General features: G+C 44.3%; 14 protein-coding genes and 1 pseudogene. 10 read left to right on the top strand and 5 right to left on the bottom strand.

Going from position 1 to position 18,597, the window contains the following annotated elements:
• Positions 1-345 precede the first annotated feature (345 nt).
• The 6 genes from pepN (at position 346) to OC23_RS14040 (ending at position 7,985) form a co-directional block, all read left to right on the top strand.
• Positions 346-2,952 (top strand): aminopeptidase N, encoded by a 2,607-nt coding sequence (pepN, locus tag OC23_RS14015; protein ID WP_038345504.1) that lies wholly within the window; start codon positions 346-348, stop codon positions 2,950-2,952.
• Positions 2,953-3,100: 148 nt separating this feature from the next.
• On the top strand, positions 3,101-3,751 hold the full coding sequence (locus OC23_RS14020; RefSeq protein ID WP_227505563.1) for a dienelactone hydrolase family protein: 651 nt from the start codon (positions 3,101-3,103) through the stop codon (positions 3,749-3,751).
• 66 nt (positions 3,752-3,817) lie between these two features.
• Positions 3,818-4,255: an RDD family protein gene (locus OC23_RS14025; RefSeq protein ID WP_038345505.1), complete on the top strand. Its 438-nt coding sequence runs from the start codon at positions 3,818-3,820 to the stop codon at positions 4,253-4,255.
• A gap of 310 nt (positions 4,256-4,565) precedes the next feature.
• Complete coding sequence (locus OC23_RS14030) at positions 4,566-5,261, top strand: hypothetical protein (protein ID WP_038345506.1); 696 nt, start codon at positions 4,566-4,568, stop codon at positions 5,259-5,261.
• A 56-nt stretch (positions 5,262-5,317) separates the two neighbouring features.
• Positions 5,318-6,037: an MgtC/SapB family protein gene (locus OC23_RS14035; RefSeq protein WP_038345507.1), complete on the top strand. Its 720-nt coding sequence runs from the start codon at positions 5,318-5,320 to the stop codon at positions 6,035-6,037.
• A 115-nt stretch (positions 6,038-6,152) separates the two neighbouring features.
• Positions 6,153-7,985, top strand: a complete 1,833-nt coding sequence (locus OC23_RS14040) for a monovalent cation:proton antiporter-2 (CPA2) family protein (protein WP_038345508.1) — start codon at positions 6,153-6,155, stop codon at positions 7,983-7,985.
• Positions 7,986-8,139: 154 nt separating this feature from the next.
• On the opposite strand, the gene leuE is transcribed toward OC23_RS14040, so the two are convergent.
• The 3 genes from leuE to OC23_RS14055 all read right to left on the bottom strand — a co-directional run bounded on the left by leuE (position 8,140) and on the right by OC23_RS14055 (position 10,858).
• The gene (gene leuE / locus OC23_RS14045) at positions 8,140-8,790 is read right to left on the bottom strand and encodes a leucine efflux protein LeuE (protein WP_038345509.1); all 651 of its coding nucleotides are present in this window, start codon (positions 8,788-8,790) and stop codon (positions 8,140-8,142) included.
• 74 nt (positions 8,791-8,864) lie between these two features.
• Positions 8,865-9,854, bottom strand: a complete 990-nt coding sequence (gene tal / locus OC23_RS14050) for a transaldolase (RefSeq protein WP_038345510.1) — start codon at positions 9,852-9,854, stop codon at positions 8,865-8,867.
• A gap of 113 nt (positions 9,855-9,967) precedes the next feature.
• Complete coding sequence (locus tag OC23_RS14055) at positions 9,968-10,858, bottom strand: LysR family transcriptional regulator (RefSeq protein WP_038345511.1); 891 nt, start codon at positions 10,856-10,858, stop codon at positions 9,968-9,970.
• Between the two features lie 88 nt (positions 10,859-10,946).
• On the opposite strand from OC23_RS14055, the gene aceI reads away from it, so the two are divergent.
• A complete protein-coding gene (gene aceI / locus OC23_RS14060) occupies positions 10,947-11,375 on the top strand; it encodes a chlorhexidine efflux PACE transporter AceI (protein WP_038345512.1) in 429 nt (142 codons plus the stop codon).
• 284 nt (positions 11,376-11,659) lie between these two features.
• Here the strand turns inward: aceI and OC23_RS14065 are convergent.
• Positions 11,660-12,229, bottom strand: a pseudogene (locus tag OC23_RS14065) (DUF4291 domain-containing protein).
• A 235-nt stretch (positions 12,230-12,464) separates the two neighbouring features.
• On the opposite strand from OC23_RS14065, the gene mfd reads away from it, so the two are divergent.
• From mfd to OC23_RS14080, 3 genes are all read left to right on the top strand, one after another.
• Positions 12,465-15,923, top strand: a complete 3,459-nt coding sequence (gene mfd, locus OC23_RS14070; RefSeq protein ID WP_038345513.1) for a transcription-repair coupling factor — start codon at positions 12,465-12,467, stop codon at positions 15,921-15,923.
• 198 nt (positions 15,924-16,121) lie between these two features.
• Positions 16,122-16,556 (top strand): HIT domain-containing protein, encoded by a 435-nt coding sequence (locus tag OC23_RS14075; protein WP_004661448.1) that lies wholly within the window; start codon positions 16,122-16,124, stop codon positions 16,554-16,556.
• Positions 16,557-16,608: 52 nt separating this feature from the next.
• Positions 16,609-18,045: an adenylate/guanylate cyclase domain-containing protein gene (locus OC23_RS14080; RefSeq protein WP_038345514.1), complete on the top strand. Its 1,437-nt coding sequence runs from the start codon at positions 16,609-16,611 to the stop codon at positions 18,043-18,045.
• Positions 18,046-18,059: 14 nt separating this feature from the next.
• On the opposite strand, the gene OC23_RS14085 is transcribed toward OC23_RS14080, so the two are convergent.
• A complete protein-coding gene (locus OC23_RS14085) occupies positions 18,060-18,515 on the bottom strand; it encodes an Rrf2 family transcriptional regulator (RefSeq protein ID WP_038345515.1) in 456 nt (151 codons plus the stop codon).
• Positions 18,516-18,597: the final 82 nt, after the last annotated feature.

Consider the following 18,597-nt stretch of genomic DNA (forward strand, 5'->3'; position numbering starts at 1 on the left):
GGCTTATAAAAACGATCGGTTCTGTAGTTTTTATTTAAAAACAGAAAACAGTGTTGTGATTTTGTCTAAACAACATGCTTCTGTGTGGCCTAAATTTGAAAATTTGCATAGTAAACCCAATAAAATGCTTAAAACGGCAATGTCGTTTTAAAGACAGGTCATACAAGTTGGCGTATGATCGGATAGGATCTATCGATCATTCATTGCAAGTGCAGCGAATGTCGGGGCCGGGCAAACTGCTACGGTAGCTGGCTTTAGGCATGATTTGTGCAACCGAATGACTCCAATCAAGAAGTCTTGCCAACAAGACCATTTAAACGACATGATGAAAGACAAGGAATACTGATGAATATTGCGGCACAGCCTCCGGTACAAGCAGACCAAACAATTTATTTAAAAGACTATCAAAAACCTTCATTTCTGGTGGAATCGATCAATCTGGATATTCAGGTCTATGATGACCATACCATTGTCGATTCAACCTTGGTCATGAAGCGCCAGACTGCTGGTAACTTGATTCTGCTGGGTCGTGATCTTGAGTTAAAATCCATCCAGTTAAATGGTCAGTTGCTTAATGCCGGTCAGTATCGTCTAGACAGTGAACAGTTGGTGATCACCGATGCACCAGATGAGGTCATTATTCAGACCCGGGTGCTGATCCACCCAGAATCCAATACCCAGCTTGAAGGACTATATCAGGCAGGTGATCTGTTCGTGACCCAGAATGAGCCGGAAGGTTTCCGTAAAATTACCTTCTATCCTGATCGTCCTGATGTACTGTCAGTATTTACGACCCGTGTAGAGGCTGACAAGAAATATCCGGTGCTATTGGCCAATGGTAACTTGCTCGAGACTGGTGAGGTCGGGGAAAACCGGCATTTTGCCATCTGGCAAGATCCGACCAAAAAGCCAAGCTATTTATTTGCCTGCGTCATTGGCGATCTGGCTGTACTCAAAGACCGTTATACCACCTCGGAAGGTCGTGATGTTGCCCTTGAAATTTACGCGATTGAAAAAGATATTCCAAAATGCCATATCGCGATGGAAGCTTTAAAGCATTCGATGCGTTGGGATGAAGAACATTATGGTCGCCCTTATGACCTTGATAACTACATGATTGTTGCGGTGAGCCAGTTCAACATGGGCGCAATGGAAAATAAAGGTTTAAATATCTTTAATACCTCCTGTGTGCTGGCCGATGAAGAGTACACTACCGATGCTGCGATCATGCGGGTACAGTCGGTGATTGCCCATGAATATTTCCATAACTGGACCGGCAACCGGATTACCTGCCGTGACTGGTTCCAGTTATGTCTAAAAGAAGGTTTGACGGTTTTCCGTGATCAGTCTTTCTCTGAAGATTTACAATCTGCCGCCGTGCAGCGTATTGATGATGTGGCCGTGTTGAAATCGCACCAGTTCCCTGAAGATGCAGGCCCATTATCGCATCCGCCACGTCCGGACCATTTTGTTGAAATTAATAACTTCTACACGGCGACGGTGTATGAGAAAGGTGCGGAAATCAACCGCATGATGGCGACCTTACTGGGTAAGGAAAAATACCGTCAGGGTACCGATGAATACTTCCGCCGTCATGATGGGCAAGCGGTTACAGTGGAAGACTGGGTTGCTGCATTGAGTGCAGGTTCAGGTGTTGACCTGTCTAACTTCCTGACCTGGTATAACCAGCCTGGTACACCGAAGCTTGAAGCCAAAGGTGAATATGATGCGGCTGCGCAAACCTATCGCCTCAGCTTTAAGCAAAGTCTGAAAGCCCATCCTAAGTATCCGGACCTAAAAGCCGTGCCGATTCCGGTGGCCTTGGCGTTATTTAATGCCCATACAGGCGAGCAATATACCTTGCATAGTGCCGACCTGTTTGTAAATGAGGTTAAGGATGGGGTGTATTTATTTGACCAGAATGAAGCCACTATCGAATTTACAGGGGTGACAGAGCAACCGGTTGTCTCGCTACTGCGTAACTTCTCTGCGCCTGTCAATCTGGTGTTTGATTATTCAAATGAAGATCTGGCGTTCCTGATCCAGCATGAAACCAACGGTTTTAATCAGTGGCAGGCCACCCAAACCTTGCTGGAACGGATTTTACTGGAAGATCATAAAGCCGACATTTACATTCAGGCGATTCAGAACACCTTGCCTGAGCTGGTCAATAAAGATCCTCTATTGGCATCCCGTTTATTTGATGTGCCAAGTGAGAATTATTTAGGCAGCCGTATTGATCACGACTATGAGCCTGAGCTGGTGCTGGAAAAGCGCGAAGCGGTACTTAATCGTCTGGCGCGTGAATTGGGCAGTTTCTGGAAAGATACCTATCTGGCGCTGGATCCGGATCAGCAAAAAGAGTTTTCTCTGGCTATGGGGGTACGTGCGCTAAAAAATATCATGCTGAATATGCTGGCACGCCAAGGCGATGATGCCGTGTTTGAGCTGGCTTATGCGCAATACCAGGAAACAGGCAACATGTCTGAACGCTTAGGTGCGTTACGGGTACTGGTCTGGAACGATGCACCGCAGGCACCGGCGGCACTTGCTGATTTCTATAACCGGTTTAAAGATGAAGCCTTGTCTCTGGACCAATGGTTTAGCATTCAGGCATCCAATCCGAATGCAACGGCTGAAACCATCCGGTATCTCACCACACATGCTGATTATGATCTTGGTACACCAAACCGTATCCGTGCGGTCAGTGGCGGATTGGCGGCAAATCCTGTCAACACCTGGAGCTTTGGTGTTGATCATTTCATTCATCTTGCCGGTTATCTGGATGAGAAAAACCCGATTTTAGGTTCGCGTCTACTACAGGTGCTTTCTCGATGGTATACGCTGGCTGAACCACAGCGCACACAGGTACAGCAGGCACTACAGGCATTGCAACCAAAAGTAAAATCTAAAAATGTAGCTGAAACATTAAATAGCTTATTAAGTATTTAATTCAGGCTTCAACTCCATTGCAAAAGGGATGTCGTCAGACATCTCTTTTTATTTGACAATAATAATTGTCAGAAATAGTATGAAAACGATATAAATGCAACGGATGACTGCAATGGAAATAAAAACAATCACATTACCCACCCGTTAAATCGAAGTGGAAGTCTATGCGCCTGCACAGACTTCGGACAAGGTTCCAGCGATTTTATTATTACACGAGTTATTTGGCATACTTGATGTGTACCGGGAAGATGCCCGGGATTTGGCAAGCCGTGGTTATCTGGTCTATGTACCGAACCTGTTTAGTGGCGGGGCTGTGAAATATTGTATTCGCGCCATGGTGAGCAAAGCAGGGCGCAGTAATACAGCGGAGAGTGAGGTTAATCAGGAAATCCATGTATTGCTGGATGCGCTTAAAGCAGACCCTCGTGCAAATGGCCGTTTAGGAATGCTGGGGCAGTGCTTAACTGGTGGTTATGTGATCCAGATGGCAAAACGTGACGATATGCTGGCACCCGTGGTTTATCATCATTCATTAGGGATTGAAGGGGCAGGTGTTCCGAAAAAAGAATCTCTGGATGATATCCGTATTTTACAGGGACACTGGTCAAACATAGACCCATTTTGCCCGGCCCGTAAACGCAATCAGTTGCTCCGGCAATTGGGTGACCGGGTAGAGGCTTATACCTATAACATGCCGCATGGTTTCAGAAGTGTCAGTCGTGGCTTGCCGGAGGCAAAAGTAGCATGGCAGCGTTCCCTTGATTTCTTTAACCGGGAATTAAAACAAAACTTAATATAAATCATTGGAACAACAGGTTATTATGCTTAATCATCGATTTTTTTATAAATAAAAAGTGAGGGGAAAATGTCTGATAAATACGAGTATGCAGGCTTCTGGATTCGTGTCGGTGCAGCAATTATCGACTCGATTATCGTAATCGTTGCGATGATTCCGTTAACCATGATTTTTGGTGGGGGCGAAACTACAGTCGCTTCTGATGGATTTTCATCGTTCCAGTTTATGTCAACCTCGGACTGGATCTGGCAAATCATTACGGCCGTATTTTATGTTTTCTGCTGGATTAAATTTGCCGGCACACCGGGTAAGCGTTTACTTCGTTTAAAAGTGCTAGACGAAAAAACCGGTGAAAACGTGACAGTTGGACAGGGGATTATCCGTTATATCGGTTATATTCCTGCTACTTTAGTATTTTTTATTGGCTTGATCTGGGTGGCTTTCGATGCCAAGAAACAGGGCTGGCACGACAAAATGGCAAAAACAGTAGTGGTCAGAGAGCTTTGATTTAGCTCGAAATTTTATCATGTAATCAAAAATTCATACGATAGGACTTGTGAATCAGTTCGCATGTCCTATAATGCCTTTGAATTTATTCACGGAGATCCTAAATGGGTAGTTGTTCGAGGTTCGGGTTTAACAGTCGATTAAACCAAAGCGAATACTGAGCAAGAGTGCCTGTTAGGTGGGCTATCTTGCAATGAGATAGCTTTGATAAAAATGTTTTAAACCCTTCTATAAAATTTTGCTGTACACACAAAATTTACGCTATTAACTGCAACCTGTTTAGTTTCTCACCTACAATGGGGAGAAGCCTATGTTCTTTCACGCTTCCATGCAATGGTTAGCTGTCGTTAATGTATTGGTTTTATCGGGATTATTGCTGACACAAAAAAGTAAGGCCGGTCCGCTGGTCAATACAGATGATATCTCGATCACAAATGCACAGCAGTGCCAGCTGGAAAGTACCTATACACGTAATAAGGATGGTAGCTGGGCTTATCAGGTCATACCTGCCTGTAACCTGAAGGATAATCTGGAAATATCCTTAGGTTATCACTCCAGTAAAGATGCTGATCAGATTCATGGATTTTCAGCTCAGGCCAAAACCATGCTCAAACCGATGGAAAATCACTGGGGCATTGCCAGCAGCCTGTTGCTCTCGCGTGATGATGTTACTCATCATGGTGGCAAGCTGGACTGGTTTTTCAATGTCCCGGTGAGTTTTGAGTTTCTGGAACAACGTCTGGCGCTGGACACCAACATTGGTTATCAACATGCCGATGAGCGTCTGGTTCGTTGGGGCGTGGCTTCGACCTATAACCTCACAGACCGGGTGGGTGTAACGCTTGAAACCTATAATCAGGACCGTCAGGCGCCGTTCTATCAGGCTGCATTGCAGTACAGCCTCATTCCCAATGTATTAAGTCTGGAAGCCTCCTTTGGTGATCGCTTGCGTGCAGAAAAACAGCACTGGTTTGGTCTGGGACTGAGTTTTACGCCGTCATCATAATTGTAGCTTTTCTCCTTATCCTTCCTTCAAAATCATAGATAAGACACAGGTGAAACATGCAATTAAAATTTTTACAGCAGACCGATTTTACAAATATTGTGGATAGTTTAATCAGCCTTTCAGTGGCATTTGTTCTGGGGGCACTGATTGGTTTTGAACGTCAGTACCGGCAGCGGACTGCCGGGTTACGGACTAATGTACTGGTTGCGGTCGGTGCGGCCATTTTTGTCGATATTGCAGTGAATTTGACCGGTGCAGATGGCGCTGTTCGGGTGATTGCCTATGTGGTTTCTGGCATTGGCTTTCTGGGGGCCGGTGTGATTATGCGCCAGGAAGGCAATATTCATGGTCTCAATACCGCAGCAACCTTATGGTGTTCGGCGGCAGTCGGGGCTGCCGCTGGTGCTGATCTGGTGATTGAGGCGATACTGGCAACCTTGTTTATTCTGGCCGCAAATACCCTGTTGCGGCCGATTGTACATGCCATTGATCGCCGCCCACTGGATGATGACACTGAAGTGTTGCATGTGATTTATATTATTTGTGACCGTAGCCACAGTAAAACAGTGATGGATGAGCTGAACCTGACTTTGAAACATCATAACTATCCTGCCAAAGATATTGATGTCACGCCATTTGGCGAAAAAGAGGTCGAGATTGAAGCAACCCTGATCGCAACCTCGATTGAAGCAGAGGAAGCCCAGCATATCATCAACCATCTCAATGCCATGCCACAAATCCGTCAGGCATTCTGGGACAAAAATGCCATAAGCTGATCTTGGGCAGATATTGTCTTACTGGTCAAAGTGGGATGCATTGTCCTATATATGCTATATATGGCCTTTATTGTTTAACCTAAAATAAAACCAGCTTGATAACAATGAGAACAGTATGAGTTCAGAAGCACATTCAATCAGTTTAATTGCCCCTGTGGTTTTGCTGGCAGCAGCTGTTGTTGCAGTCCCGATTTTTAAGCGGATCGGGTTGGGATCGGTTCTTGGTTATCTGATTGCCGGATTGATCATTGGCCCGTTTGGATTTGCATTTTTTCATGATTCGGCCTCGATACTGCATATTGCAGAGCTGGGGATTGTGATGTACCTGTTTGTGATTGGCCTTGAAATGCAGCCTTCCCATCTATGGAGTTTAAGGCGGGAAATTTTTGGACTGGGTACTTTACAGATTGTGGCGTGCGGTTTGGCCCTTACTGGTGTCGGGATGCTGTTTGGTTTTAGCTGGCAGGTGGCTTTTATTGGTGCTGCCGGTTTTGTCCTGACCTCGACTGCCATTGTCATGCAGCTGCTGGGAGACCGGGGTGATATTACCCAGCCTCATGGTCAGAAGATTGTCGCCATCCTGTTATTTGAAGATTTGCTGATTGTACCCTTGCTGGCCATTGTTGCTTTTATGGCGCCAAACCATGTGGTGGAAAATAGCTCTGCACGTCTTGAAAGTATCGGCATCGGTTTAATTGCAATTGCCGGACTGATAGCTGCAGGTTACTGGCTATTAAATCCTTTATTCAGGTTGCTGGCTGCTGCAAAAGCCCGTGAAGTCATGACAGCTGCTGCGCTTCTGGTGGTGTTGGGTGCAGCCTTGCTGATGCAGGTCAGCGGACTGTCTATGGCCATGGGGGCTTTTCTTGCGGGGGTATTATTATCGGAATCTACCTTTAGGCATCAGATTGAAGCCGATATTGAACCTTTCCGTGGCTTATTGCTGGGGCTGTTTTTCCTCGGTGTCGGTATGTCACTTGATTTATCGGTAGTGGCACAAAACTGGCAGCTGATTATAAGTGGCGTCATCGCCATGATGTTTGCCAAAGCGCTGATGATCTATATCGTTGCGCGTGTAAGCAAAAGTCCGCATCGCGAGGCTCTGGATCGTGCTTTATTGATGGCACAAGGCGGCGAGTTTGCCTTTGTGCTGTTTGCAGCTGCGGTGAGTGCCCAAGTGATTGATAATACCATCAAGTCTAACCTGACTGCGATTGTGGTGCTTTCTATGGTGCTGACCCCGATCGTGGGAATTCTGTTTAAACGCTTCACCCAAAGCAAAGACCCGATTAATCTGGACAATGTCACAGTTGCCGAAGGTTTGAGTGGCAGTATCTTAATGATTGGCTTTGGGCGATTTGGTCAGGTGACCAGTCAGTTATTGCTGGCCCGTGGGGTTGATGTCACCATTATTGATAATGATATCGACATGATTCAAAACGCAGAGAAATTCGGTTTTAAAATCTATTATGGCGACGGTTGTCGTCTGGATATCCTGCATGCTTCGGGAGCGGCCACAGCGCAAGCCATTGTCGTCTGTGTAGATAGCAAAGAAACCACCAATCGTATTGTAGAGCTGGTTACACATGAATTTCCGTTAGCCAAGCTATTGGTGCGTTCTTATGACCGTGAACATTCACTTTATCTGGTCAAACAGAAAGTGGACTATATGATTCGTGAAACCTTTGAGTCTGCCATCAAGTTTGGGGGCGTAATCTTGCAGCAGCTCGGCGTGGCTGAGGATGAAGTACAACGGATTACCGATGAAATTCGTGACCGGGATGAAGAACGTTTTGAAACCGAAATAGCCGCTGATAATGTATATGCAGGTGTCGGTTTGCAATATAGCCATGCGCATCCAAGACCGACTGCACCATTGATTCGCCCTAAACAGGCAGCCCGAATTTTAAATGACGAAGAAGCACAAAAGGACTTAGCTGAAAAGTAACGAACAACACGACTGATTGAGCCCTCATTTGCTGAGGGCTTTTTAATTGAAGTTTTTGAGATAAATTAAATGATATATCTCGTATAATGACAGTATGGGGCGTTGCTATGAATGTATTTTGACTTGGTAACCGATAAAAATGGAACAAAATTGATCAAGACAGGGTAGAGGTTGCCAGTCTTAAACCGAAACCAAAGAATAAAATGCCAACCAGACAAATGCCACTGGCTGCAAGTTTATAATTATGTTTGAAAAATCCGGAAAGCTTGATTCCGGAAAAGATTAATGCTGTCAGATAACTGAAACTCACCAGTTGCAGGATGATCGCCAGCACTAAAAAGCTTAAAGCCGGATAGGCATAACTTGGCTCAACAAACTGTACAAAGAAAGACAGGAAAAACAAGATCGCTTTCGGGTTAAGCAGGCTAATGCTCAAAGCGGTACGGTAGGGATGGATCCGGTCTAAATTTGGCAGAGCTGCCAGTTCAGCATGATGCGGTGGCTTGTTCCAGGTCTGATAGGCTCCTTGTAGCAATTTAAAGCCCAAGTACGCCAGATAGCAGGCGCCTGTTAATTTAAGAATCACGAATAAAATCGGAAAGGCTTTTAATAAGGAAGCTGCACCCAGAACCGTACACAGGATTAAAATAAAATCACCGGTAAATACGCCACAGGCTGCTGCATAACCAGTACGGATGCCATAACGCGAAGCGACCGACATCACATATAATGAGTTGGGGCCCGGCAATAACACAATCAAGATTGTCCCAATTATATAAGTGGTTAAATCTGTTATACCGAACACGTTGAAAACTCATTAAAAAACCGATTTTTGTTAATATAGCAAAAATCGGTTTTTATGGGTGAAAATTCGACTAATTATGGTTTGATTTCAGCATCAATTCCAAAAGATTGACGCAGCAATAAACTCAGTTGATCACGGGCCTTGATAAAGCCGTCGATACCGCCTTGCAGTAACTGGAAGGCCATCAGGTCCTGCTCAAGTTCAGCCTTAAAGCTTTCTCTGGTTTGCGCTGGACGCTCAATTTTTTCAGCTTGCTGGGCTGACTCAATGCTCAATTGGGCTTCAACCTTTTGCTGATCCTGTTCAAGCTGAGCCAGCAGGCCTGGTGCAATGGTCAGCAGGTCGCAACCGGCCAGTCCCAGTACCTGTGCAGTACTGCGGAAGCTTGCCCCCATGACTTGGGTCTGAATACCTTGCTGCTTATAATAATTGTAGATTTTCTTGACTGAAAGTACACCCGGATCTTGGGCAATTGGATATTGCTCAACGCCTTCTGCTTTTTTATACCAGTCAAGAATACGACCCACAAAAGGTGAGATCAGGGTAACGTTTGCATCGGCACAGGCCTGTGCCTGATGGAGACCAAACAGCAGGGTCAGGTTACACGGAATGCCTTCTGCTTCGAGTACTTTAGCCGCCTGAATACCTTCCCAGGTCGAAGCAATCTTGATCAGGATACGGGATTGCTCGATACCATAGCCTTGATACAGTTTGGAAAGTTCGCGTGCTTTGGCGATGGTAGCTTCTGTATCATAAGACAACGAGGCATCGACTTCGGTTGAGACACGGCCTTTAATCAGTTTTAAGATCTCGACACCAAACTTTACGGTCAAGATATCAATGGTTCGCTCGATCAACTCGTCGCTTTGATAACCTTCCTGTTTTGCTTGGGTATAGGCATCTTCAATCAGTGCGCGGCTTTCTGGTAGTTCTGCAGCAGCAGTAATCAGTGAAGGGTTGGTTGTTGCATCGAGCGGGCGAAACTTTTCAATTGCTTCCAGGTCACTACTATCGGCAACAACAGTGGTTAAATCTTTTAATTGGTGTAATGCGGTCTGAGTCATTGATATAGCGTTCTTACTTAAACATATTATTGGTAATTTCTTTTATAACATAATCCGGATGAAAGCAAAGCATCGCTTTTGTTGGCAGATTTATTCCTTAAGGTTATGTTTTATTACTTGCTGTGCTGTCGCTGTTTGCGGATATGTTCTATCAGGAACCGCGCGGCTGCACCCAGTTCGCTTTCCCGGCTCCAGACCAGATCGACATAGTATTCAAACTTGGGAGTAAAATCGTAAAGATCCAGAATTTTTAATTTCTTGCGTAATTCAGGGTTTTCATTAAACATCTGTAATGGGAGTACACCCCAGCCCAGATTCCGCACGATCATCATGCATGCCGAGTGATGATTATCGGTACGCCAGTAATCTTTAGAGTAGAGTAATTCTGGCCGGATGGTATGATCACGGCTGGCCACTACAATTTGTCGGGTCTGTACCATTTGCTCAAATGAAACCTTGTCCAGTTGAGCCAATGGGTTCGTTCTGGCAATTACGGGAACCAAAGCCTCACTTTTTAGTTCAACAAACTGTTCGCGGCTGTCGAGTTGTTCCCGTTCAAACATCAAGGCAAGTTGCGCCGTCTGGTCAAGTAACATTTGTAGCGCATCTTCCTGTGGTGCTGAAACGATATTCAGTGACAGGCTGGGAAAATGCTGGTCGAGCAGGGTAATGTAATCTGTCCAGTTGGTATGTAGCAGTTCGGAGACCACGACAATATTTAAGGTCGATTCTAACCCTGTACTTAATGCATGGGCATGCTGTTTCCACTGGTTCATCTCGATCAGTAATTGTTGTGTCTTTTCATAAAGTACAAGAGCTTCTGCCGTAGGCGTCGGTTCCCGTCCGATTCGCTCAAAGAGTTTAAGATCGAGGTCGATTTCCAGATTGGCAATCGACATACTGACCGCAGAAGGAACCTTGCCCAGTTTACGGGCAGCGGCAGAAAAGGAACCGGTCTCAATGACGGTCTGAAACATGAGTAGTTGTTCTTGGTTAATATTCATTTGTCAGAAAAATTGAAAGAATCTTATTGGATTAATCAGTATTATAAAAATAAAATGACACTTATCCAAACAAGAGAGTGTTACAAAAATGTTGATTTCCAAAAGAAGACTCATTCATGCAATCAGCTATGAAGTGATTTTATTGGTCATCATCGCGATTGCATTAAGTTTTATTTTTAGTATGCCACTAGAGGTAACGGGTATTCTAGGTACGATCATGGCGGTGATTTCTGTATTCTGGAATATAATCTTTAACCATTTCTTCGAAAAAGTAGAACACAAATATCAATGGGAAAGAACCATCCCGGTACGTATTTTACATGCGATTGGTTTTGAAGGCGGCCTGATGCTTGCAACGATTCCAATTATTGCTTACCTGATGAAGATGACAATTATTGAAGCCATCATTTTAGACTTTGGTTTAACCATGTGTATTCTGGTTTACACCTTCATTTTCCAGTGGTGCTATGACATTATTGAAGGACGTTTCTTTCCGAATGCCAAACTGGCCTCTTAATTAACAATAATCATTGAAAATGAAGCACTTTTCGTCATTTGATGAAAAGTGCTTTTTTACATGTTGGCAATTGACTCGATTTGCTTACAGTATCGATAAGGTCAGACCATTCAAGACAGGTCAACCCAGAGTTCATATGAAAATTATTTTTCGTGATTGGCCTGTAGATAATTTGGATATCCCTATTGATCGAATGGTTGTTCGGGAATCCCATTAAAAAATACATTTATAAGGTTCTAAGAGCTTAGTAATGAGAGAGTACTTAAAAATATACTAGGGCTTATCTATGCAAGATAAATTGTCTCCTGAGGTAATAATCGAGTGGCTTCATCCAATTTATTGTCTTCTATTAATGCATGAATTTGATGAGCTAGTGGAGTCACATCTGTAATCGATTTAATCCATTCATTAACATATAATTGAACAGCCTCGTGACCAAGCCCTATTTGTATTGCTCTATGATCAAGAGGATTTAATTTCAAATCTCGTTCAGGATCCCACTGGATACGAACAGGAGAACTTGATTTGAGTCGTTGCCACTGTTCCTGACTCATTGATGGATCTGGATGGCTTAAGCAGCTATGTGCCAACGCCCATTCAAAACCTTCACGCGTTATATCGATAGCCAATATTCGGCTTTGTCCCTTATCTTTGAATCCCCAACCAGACCGATACATCATCTAAAGAAATGAGGGTTTAATCCATGTCATTCTTTCCATCTTGAAGGGAGGGGAAACAAAAGTCTGATTTTCTAGTGCGGTGTTGGCAATAACGTCAGAATAAGCTTGGTATACACGTATGGTTTTATCGTTATAGACGGCACGAATTTGATGAGTAGGAATATTAGTTAACATAAACTTGTTCAATTATCTCACTTTTATCTATTTAAATATTTATTTTTTATAATAAAATTAAGTTTATCTTTTTTAAGGTTCAGATTTATTAAACTTAAATTATTGGGTTAAAATAACAAATAAAATAGCCTAAGTAAATTAAAATGCTTTTAATCGAACCGCGAATTTCTTCTTTAACTAAAAAACATCATGCTAAAATAGGGAACTTATCTTTTTAGATTGCATGATTTTCTCTATGTTTCAACAAGAAATCTCTCAATTAAACCTACAACAATTCAAAGCGGGCGAAAAACGCTGGATCGGTTCCTTGCTAGGATCATCGGCTGCATTATTATTCAAAGAAATCGCCGCCCAAAGCTCTAATCTCTATGTGATTGTGGCTCGAAATAACCAGCATCTTGCCCAGCTGGAAAGTGAACTCGAGTTTTATGGCATTAAGCCTACAATCTTTCCGGACTGGGAAATCTTGCCCTATGACCGGTTATCTCCGCATCAGGATATCGTCTCTGAGCGTCTGGCGATTTTATCAAATATGCCGCAAAAGGGCATTTTACTGATTTCGGCCAGTACCTTGGCGCAACGTGTGGCACCATATTCATGGGTGGTCGGTGAACATTTCGATATTAAAGTCGGACAAAAACTCGATTTGGAAGTCCAAAAAAAGCAGTTGGTACAAGCGGGTTATCGTCTGGTAGATACCGTATATGACCACGGCGAGTTTGCTGTTCGCGGCAGTATCATGGATATTTTTGCATCCGGTCAAAGCCAGCCGATTCGGATTGACTTGTTTGATGATGAAATTGAAAGCTTAAAATTCTTTGATCCGGAAACGCAACGTACCACCGAATCTCTAAAAAACTTCACGGTGTTACCTGCGAAAGAATTTCCTTTAAAAGAAGGACGTTCTATTTTCAGAGACCGTTATGCAGAAAGTTTCCCAACCGCAAATCCAAAGAAAAATCCAATTTATCAGGATGTGCTTGAAGGTATTTCGACACCCGGATTAGAGTTTTACCTGCCATTATTCTTTGATAAAAAGGTGATGGAAGCGCAAAGTATGTTCACGACATACTTACCAAAGCATTGCGTTGTCATTACAAACAATGAAATTGAAGATGAATTAATCAATTTCTGGAAAGAAGTGATGCGTCGCTATGAAGACCGTCGCCATAATATTGACCAACCGATTTTGCCGCCTGAAGACCTGTTCTTGATGCCCAATCATGTATTACAGGCACTCAATCAGTTCCCAAGAATTATAGCCTCAACAGATGCATTTGAAGCAAAAGCCGGTGTGTTAAATCTGGCTGCTGAGCAACCGCCCAAATTGCCGGTTGATCCGAAAAAGCCACAACCTTTTGAAGCCGTTAAACAGTATATCGATCAGGCTAAACATCCTGTACTATTGGTGGCAGAGAGTGCGGGCCGCCGTGAAACCTTAAAAGATGCGCTACGTTCTGTTTTGGGAGAGATTCAGAATGTAGAGAGTTTTGCCCAGTTCCAGAAAAATAAATTACAGGTCGCCATTACCAGTGCGCCTTTAGATCGTGGTTTGTTGCTGACAGACCAGTTATCGGTGATTTCAGAAAACCAGCTGTATGAACATCGGGTGGTGCAGCGCCGTCGTAAGCGTCAGCAGGAAGTTTCAGAAGAATTTTTAATTCGCAGTTTAACCGAGCTAAGCATTGGTGCGCCTGTGGTGCATATTGATCATGGGGTCGGGCGTTATGCCGGCTTGGTGACGCTGGAAATTGATGAGCAGGATCATGAGTTTTTACAGCTAGATTATGCTGACGGTGCAAAAGTCTACGTTCCTGTGACCAATTTACACCTGATCAGCCGTTATAGTGGTGGTGATCCGGATCTGGCTCCGCTGCATAAGCTGGGTACAGATACCTGGAGTAAAGCAAAACGTAAGGCGCTGGAGCAGATTCATGATGTGGCGGCTGAACTGCTGCACATTCAGGCGCGTCGCCAGTCCAAACCGGGCTTTGCCTTTGAACTGGATCATACCGGCTATATGCAGTTTGCCAGTGGCTTTGCTTATGAGGAAACGCTCGATCAGGCCAATGCCATTGAGGCGACCCTGCATGATATGCAATTGGCCAAGCCAATGGATCGGCTGGTCTGTGGTGATGTTGGCTTCGGTAAAACAGAAGTGGCGATGCGTGCTGCATTTGTGGCGGTACAGAACAATAAACAGGTGGCTGTTCTTGTTCCAACCACCTTGCTGGCCCAGCAACATTATGAGTCTTTTAAAGACCGTTTTGCCGATACGGCAGTGCGTATCGAGGTGCTGTCACGGTTTGGCAATAATAAAGCGCATTTAAAAACCATTGAAGATCTGGCCGAAGGTAAGGTCGATATCGTGGTGGGAACGCATAAGATTCTGCAAGAGAACGTACAGTTTAAAGATCTTGGCCTGATGATTGTCGACGAAGAACATCGTTTCGGTGTACGCGATAAAGAACGGATCAAGGCACTGCGTGCCGATGTCGATATGCTGACGCTGACTGCAACACCAATTCCGCGTACTTTGAACATGGCTTTCTCGGGAATGCGAGACCTGTCGATTATTGCGACACCGCCAGCACGTCGCTTGGCGGTAAAAACCTTTGTTCAGGAACATACCGGTGATTCGGTGAAAGAAGCGATTCTGCGTGAATTGTTACGTGGTGGTCAGGTGTATTTCCTGCACAATGAAGTCGATACCATTGAACGTGCAGCGGAAAATATTCGTCAGCTGGTGCCTGAGGCGCGTGTGGCCGTGGCGCATGGACAAATGCGTGAACGTGAACTTGAGCAGGTGATGCAGCAGTTCTATCACAAAGAATATAACGTGCTGGTATGCTCGACCATTATCGAGACCGGTATTGATGTACCCAATGCCAATACCATTATTATCGAACGTGCAGATAAGCTCGGTCTTGCTCAATTACACCAGTTGCGTGGCCGTGTAGGGCGTTCACATCATCAGGCCTATGCCTATTTGCTGGTACCTTCAATCAAACATCTGAAAGGGGATGCTGAAAAACGACTGGATGCCATTCAACGTGCATCAACGCTTGGCGCGGGCTTTATGCTGGCAACCGAAGATCTGGAAATTCGTGGTGCCGGTGAGTTACTCGGTGAGCAGCAAAGTGGTTCAATGCAGGCCATTGGCTATAGCCTGTATATGGAAATGCTAGAGAAAGCGACCAAAGCGATCCAGAAGGGGAAAACCCCGAACTTTGATGCGCCATTGTCATTAACGGCTGAAATTAATTTACATATGCCGGCCTTGATTCCCGATGACTATCTTGGTGATGTGCATCAGCGTTTGTTGTTCTATAAGCGCATCAGTAATACCGATAGTCAGGAAAAGCTCGATAATATCCGTATGGAGCTGATTGACCGTTTTGGGGTCCCGCCGCAACCTGTCAAACAGTTATTTAGTGTTCATCAGCTGCGTTTAAAGGCAGAACAGCTCGGCATTACCAAGATTGATATCAACAGTAATGGCGGTTATATCGAGTTTTCTCCAGACACGCCTGTGCAGGCGATCAGTATCATCCAGCTCATGCAAAAGCAGCCAACATATTATCGGATGGAGGGCGGGCAGCGCCTGAAAGTTATGGTGCAGCTGGCGGAGTACGACAAGCGGATCCAGTTCATTGTTGAGCTGTTAAACAGGCTGCTCAGTGAACTGAACTAGGCTGTTGTGGTGTGGGTGTTGCCTATTAATCATACAGTCGGTTTTTTTTGCAGGGATACGAGCTGTTTTTGGTCGGGTGTTGATGTAATAAATGAGGAAAATCATTGTTATTTGTAATCAAACAGGTGACTAAGAATATTCACATCAAAACTGATGTGGTAGTATTGATCATCATTATTCTGCATCATTTATAAAGATATGTTTAGTTTGCATCCACAACTTGCTCAAGATACATTTTTTGTAGGCGACTTCCCGCTTTCAACATGTCGTTTAATGAATGATATGCAATTTCCCTGGCTGATCCTTGTACCGCGTGTACCGGGTATCACAGAATTATATGAACTTAGCCAGGCAGACCAGGAACAGTTCTTACGTGAGTCTAGCTGGTTGTCAAGCCAGCTTTCACGGGTATTCCGTGCAGACAAGATGAATGTGGCTGCATTAGGTAATGTTGTACCCCAGCTCCATTTCCATCATGTAGTACGTTATCAAAACGATGTGGCTTGGCCAAAACCGGTTTGGGGCACGCCAGCGGTACCATACAGTAATGATGTGCTTGCACACATGCGTCAGACCTTGATGCTCGCATTGCGCGGTCAGGGTGATATGCCATTTGACTGGCGTATGGACTGATCCGGAAAATAGAATAAGAAACAGTATTCTATAATAAGAAAAGGAGGACAGAGTGCCACTAGATAGGTTAATTGATAAAGAACCTAGACAGTTCGCCTATTTTCATCGTTTGATGGGATACTCGATTTTGTCACTGATACTGGTAATTTATACATTTACCTCCAGCAGTGCTAGTTATCAACTCTATCTCCTTCCATTATTGCTTGTTTATTTTCTGCTTTGTCCGCGTTTAGAAAAATGGCTGCAATATAAATTTGATAAAAAAATTGAAAAAAATGTCCTGTTTGCCAATGAAGCGGTTATTGTCGCACTGGTGCTGGCAGCCTTACATCTGAGCCTGGTACCGACATTTACCATCTTGTTTGCATTGTTATATGTCGGTTTAAACAACAAGATTTCTTTACCTGTTGCCTGTCTGATTGGCCTGATTGGTGTCATTACATTTTATATCAGTACCTATCTTATCTTTGAAACTGAAGAATATTTTGAGCCGACCAACCCCGAGCTGACAGTCGTGAGCCTGCTGGGCCTGATGATGTTTATTGTGATTGGTAACTACTACCAGCACCGTCGCCTGAATATTCTGGGGCAACAGCGACAGCATTATCATAATCAGATGACCCGCTATATTGCTTTTGCAAATCAATTAAGCCGCTATGCACCACTGCAATTGTGGCAATCGATCATGCGTGGCGAGGCTGAAGCAAAAATTGAATATAAGCGTAAAAAACTGACGGTCTTCTTTTCCGATATTCAGGGCTTTACCGAGCTATCTGAAACCCTGATTCCGGACGATCTCGCTTTTCTGCTAAATGACTACCTGAGTCACATGACAGAGATTGCCAAGCAATATGAAGCGACAGTCGACAAGTTTATGGGCGATGCGATTCTTATTTTCTTTGGTGATCCAAATTCGCAAGGCGTCGAGCAAGATGCAAAATCGTGTGTGGAAATGGCGATTGCGATGCGTCAACAAATGAAACTGTTGCGTGAGCGCTGGAAGAAAATGGGCTATCCGGCCTTGCATATCCGTATGGGGATTAGTACCGGTTATTGCCACGTTGGTAACTATGGCGCTTCCCACCGTATGGCCTATACCATTGTTGGTCGTGATGTAAACCTGGCCGCCCGCTTGCAGTCTGCGGCTGAGGTTGATGAAATCCTGATTGCTGATGATACACATCAACTGATTAAAAATGAATTTCTCTGCGTGCCGAAAGTGCCTATCTATTTAAAGGGCATTCAGGGGCCGGTAAAAACCTGGCAGGTGATGGAAAAATTTACTGGCAAGAAATCCGATACGCAAAAATGGTTTGATTTTGATTATAAGGGTTTCCATCTGGTGCTCAACCTGGAAGAAGTGCAGAACTATGAATATCCGGAACTGGTCGAGATTCTGGAAAACATGGTTGAGCGTATCAAGAACCAGCAAAAAATTACCAATGCGCAGGGAATTCCTAAACTCACGCTGGATGATGAAGTCAGATAAGCAGCCTGTGATGCTTAGTGTTGAATGTTGATCTGTTTATGTTCATGCTGTGCATAGAGGTGATCAAAATCTGCAGCCAAGGCAGCAAGCGTGGTTGATTTGAGCTGCCGGACTAAAATACGCTGAGCCTCCTGAATTGCCTGATCTAAAGCGCTATTGACAACACGTTCAACCAGACATGCCGGATGATCTCTTTCATTACCTATTGCAAATATCGTCGGCTCTCCCACAGCCTGATAAATATCCCATAGGGTGATTTTTTCTAAATCTCCTGTCAGTTGCCAGCCACCACCAGCCCCTTTTTCCGAATGAACGAATCCTGCCTTTTTGAGGCCGGACATGGTGCGCCGCACCACCACCGGGTTGGTAGACAGCATGTGAGCAATTTCATCCGAAGTAAAGGTTTTATCTTGTCTGGCCATATGCAATAGCACATGAAGCATTCGGGAAAGTTTACTGTCAGTACGCATATCAGGTTGTAGTCAGGCAAGAGAAGAATAATAAATGTAACATCAAAAGTTGCAAAATAAAATAAAAAGTATTAACGTAACT

Origin of the sequence: Acinetobacter sp. A47, assembly GCF_000805455.1 — a bacterium.
GTDB lineage: Bacteria > Pseudomonadota > Gammaproteobacteria > Pseudomonadales > Moraxellaceae > Acinetobacter.

Bases quoted from the DNA above. Each gene is read 5' to 3' on its own strand.
- pepN (WP_038345504.1), top strand. From the start codon at position 346: ATGAATATTGCGGCACAGCCTCCGGTACAAGCAGACCAAACAATTTAT.
- OC23_RS14055 (WP_038345511.1), bottom strand. From the start codon at position 10,858: ATGAATATTAACCAAGAACAACTACTCATGTTTCAGACCGTCATTGAG.
- OC23_RS14040 (WP_038345508.1), top strand. From the start codon at position 6,153: ATGAGTTCAGAAGCACATTCAATCAGTTTAATTGCCCCTGTGGTTTTG.
- OC23_RS14030 (WP_038345506.1), top strand. From the start codon at position 4,566: ATGTTCTTTCACGCTTCCATGCAATGGTTAGCTGTCGTTAATGTATTG.
- aceI (WP_038345512.1), top strand. From the start codon at position 10,947: ATGTTGATTTCCAAAAGAAGACTCATTCATGCAATCAGCTATGAAGTG.
- mfd (WP_038345513.1), top strand. From the start codon at position 12,465: ATGTTTCAACAAGAAATCTCTCAATTAAACCTACAACAATTCAAAGCG.
- OC23_RS14085 (WP_038345515.1), bottom strand. From the start codon at position 18,515: ATGCGTACTGACAGTAAACTTTCCCGAATGCTTCATGTGCTATTGCAT.
- OC23_RS14035 (WP_038345507.1), top strand. From the start codon at position 5,318: ATGCAATTAAAATTTTTACAGCAGACCGATTTTACAAATATTGTGGAT.
- tal (WP_038345510.1), bottom strand. From the start codon at position 9,854: ATGACTCAGACCGCATTACACCAATTAAAAGATTTAACCACTGTTGTT.
- OC23_RS14075 (WP_004661448.1), top strand. From the start codon at position 16,122: ATGTTTAGTTTGCATCCACAACTTGCTCAAGATACATTTTTTGTAGGC.
- OC23_RS14025 (WP_038345505.1), top strand. From the start codon at position 3,818: ATGTCTGATAAATACGAGTATGCAGGCTTCTGGATTCGTGTCGGTGCA.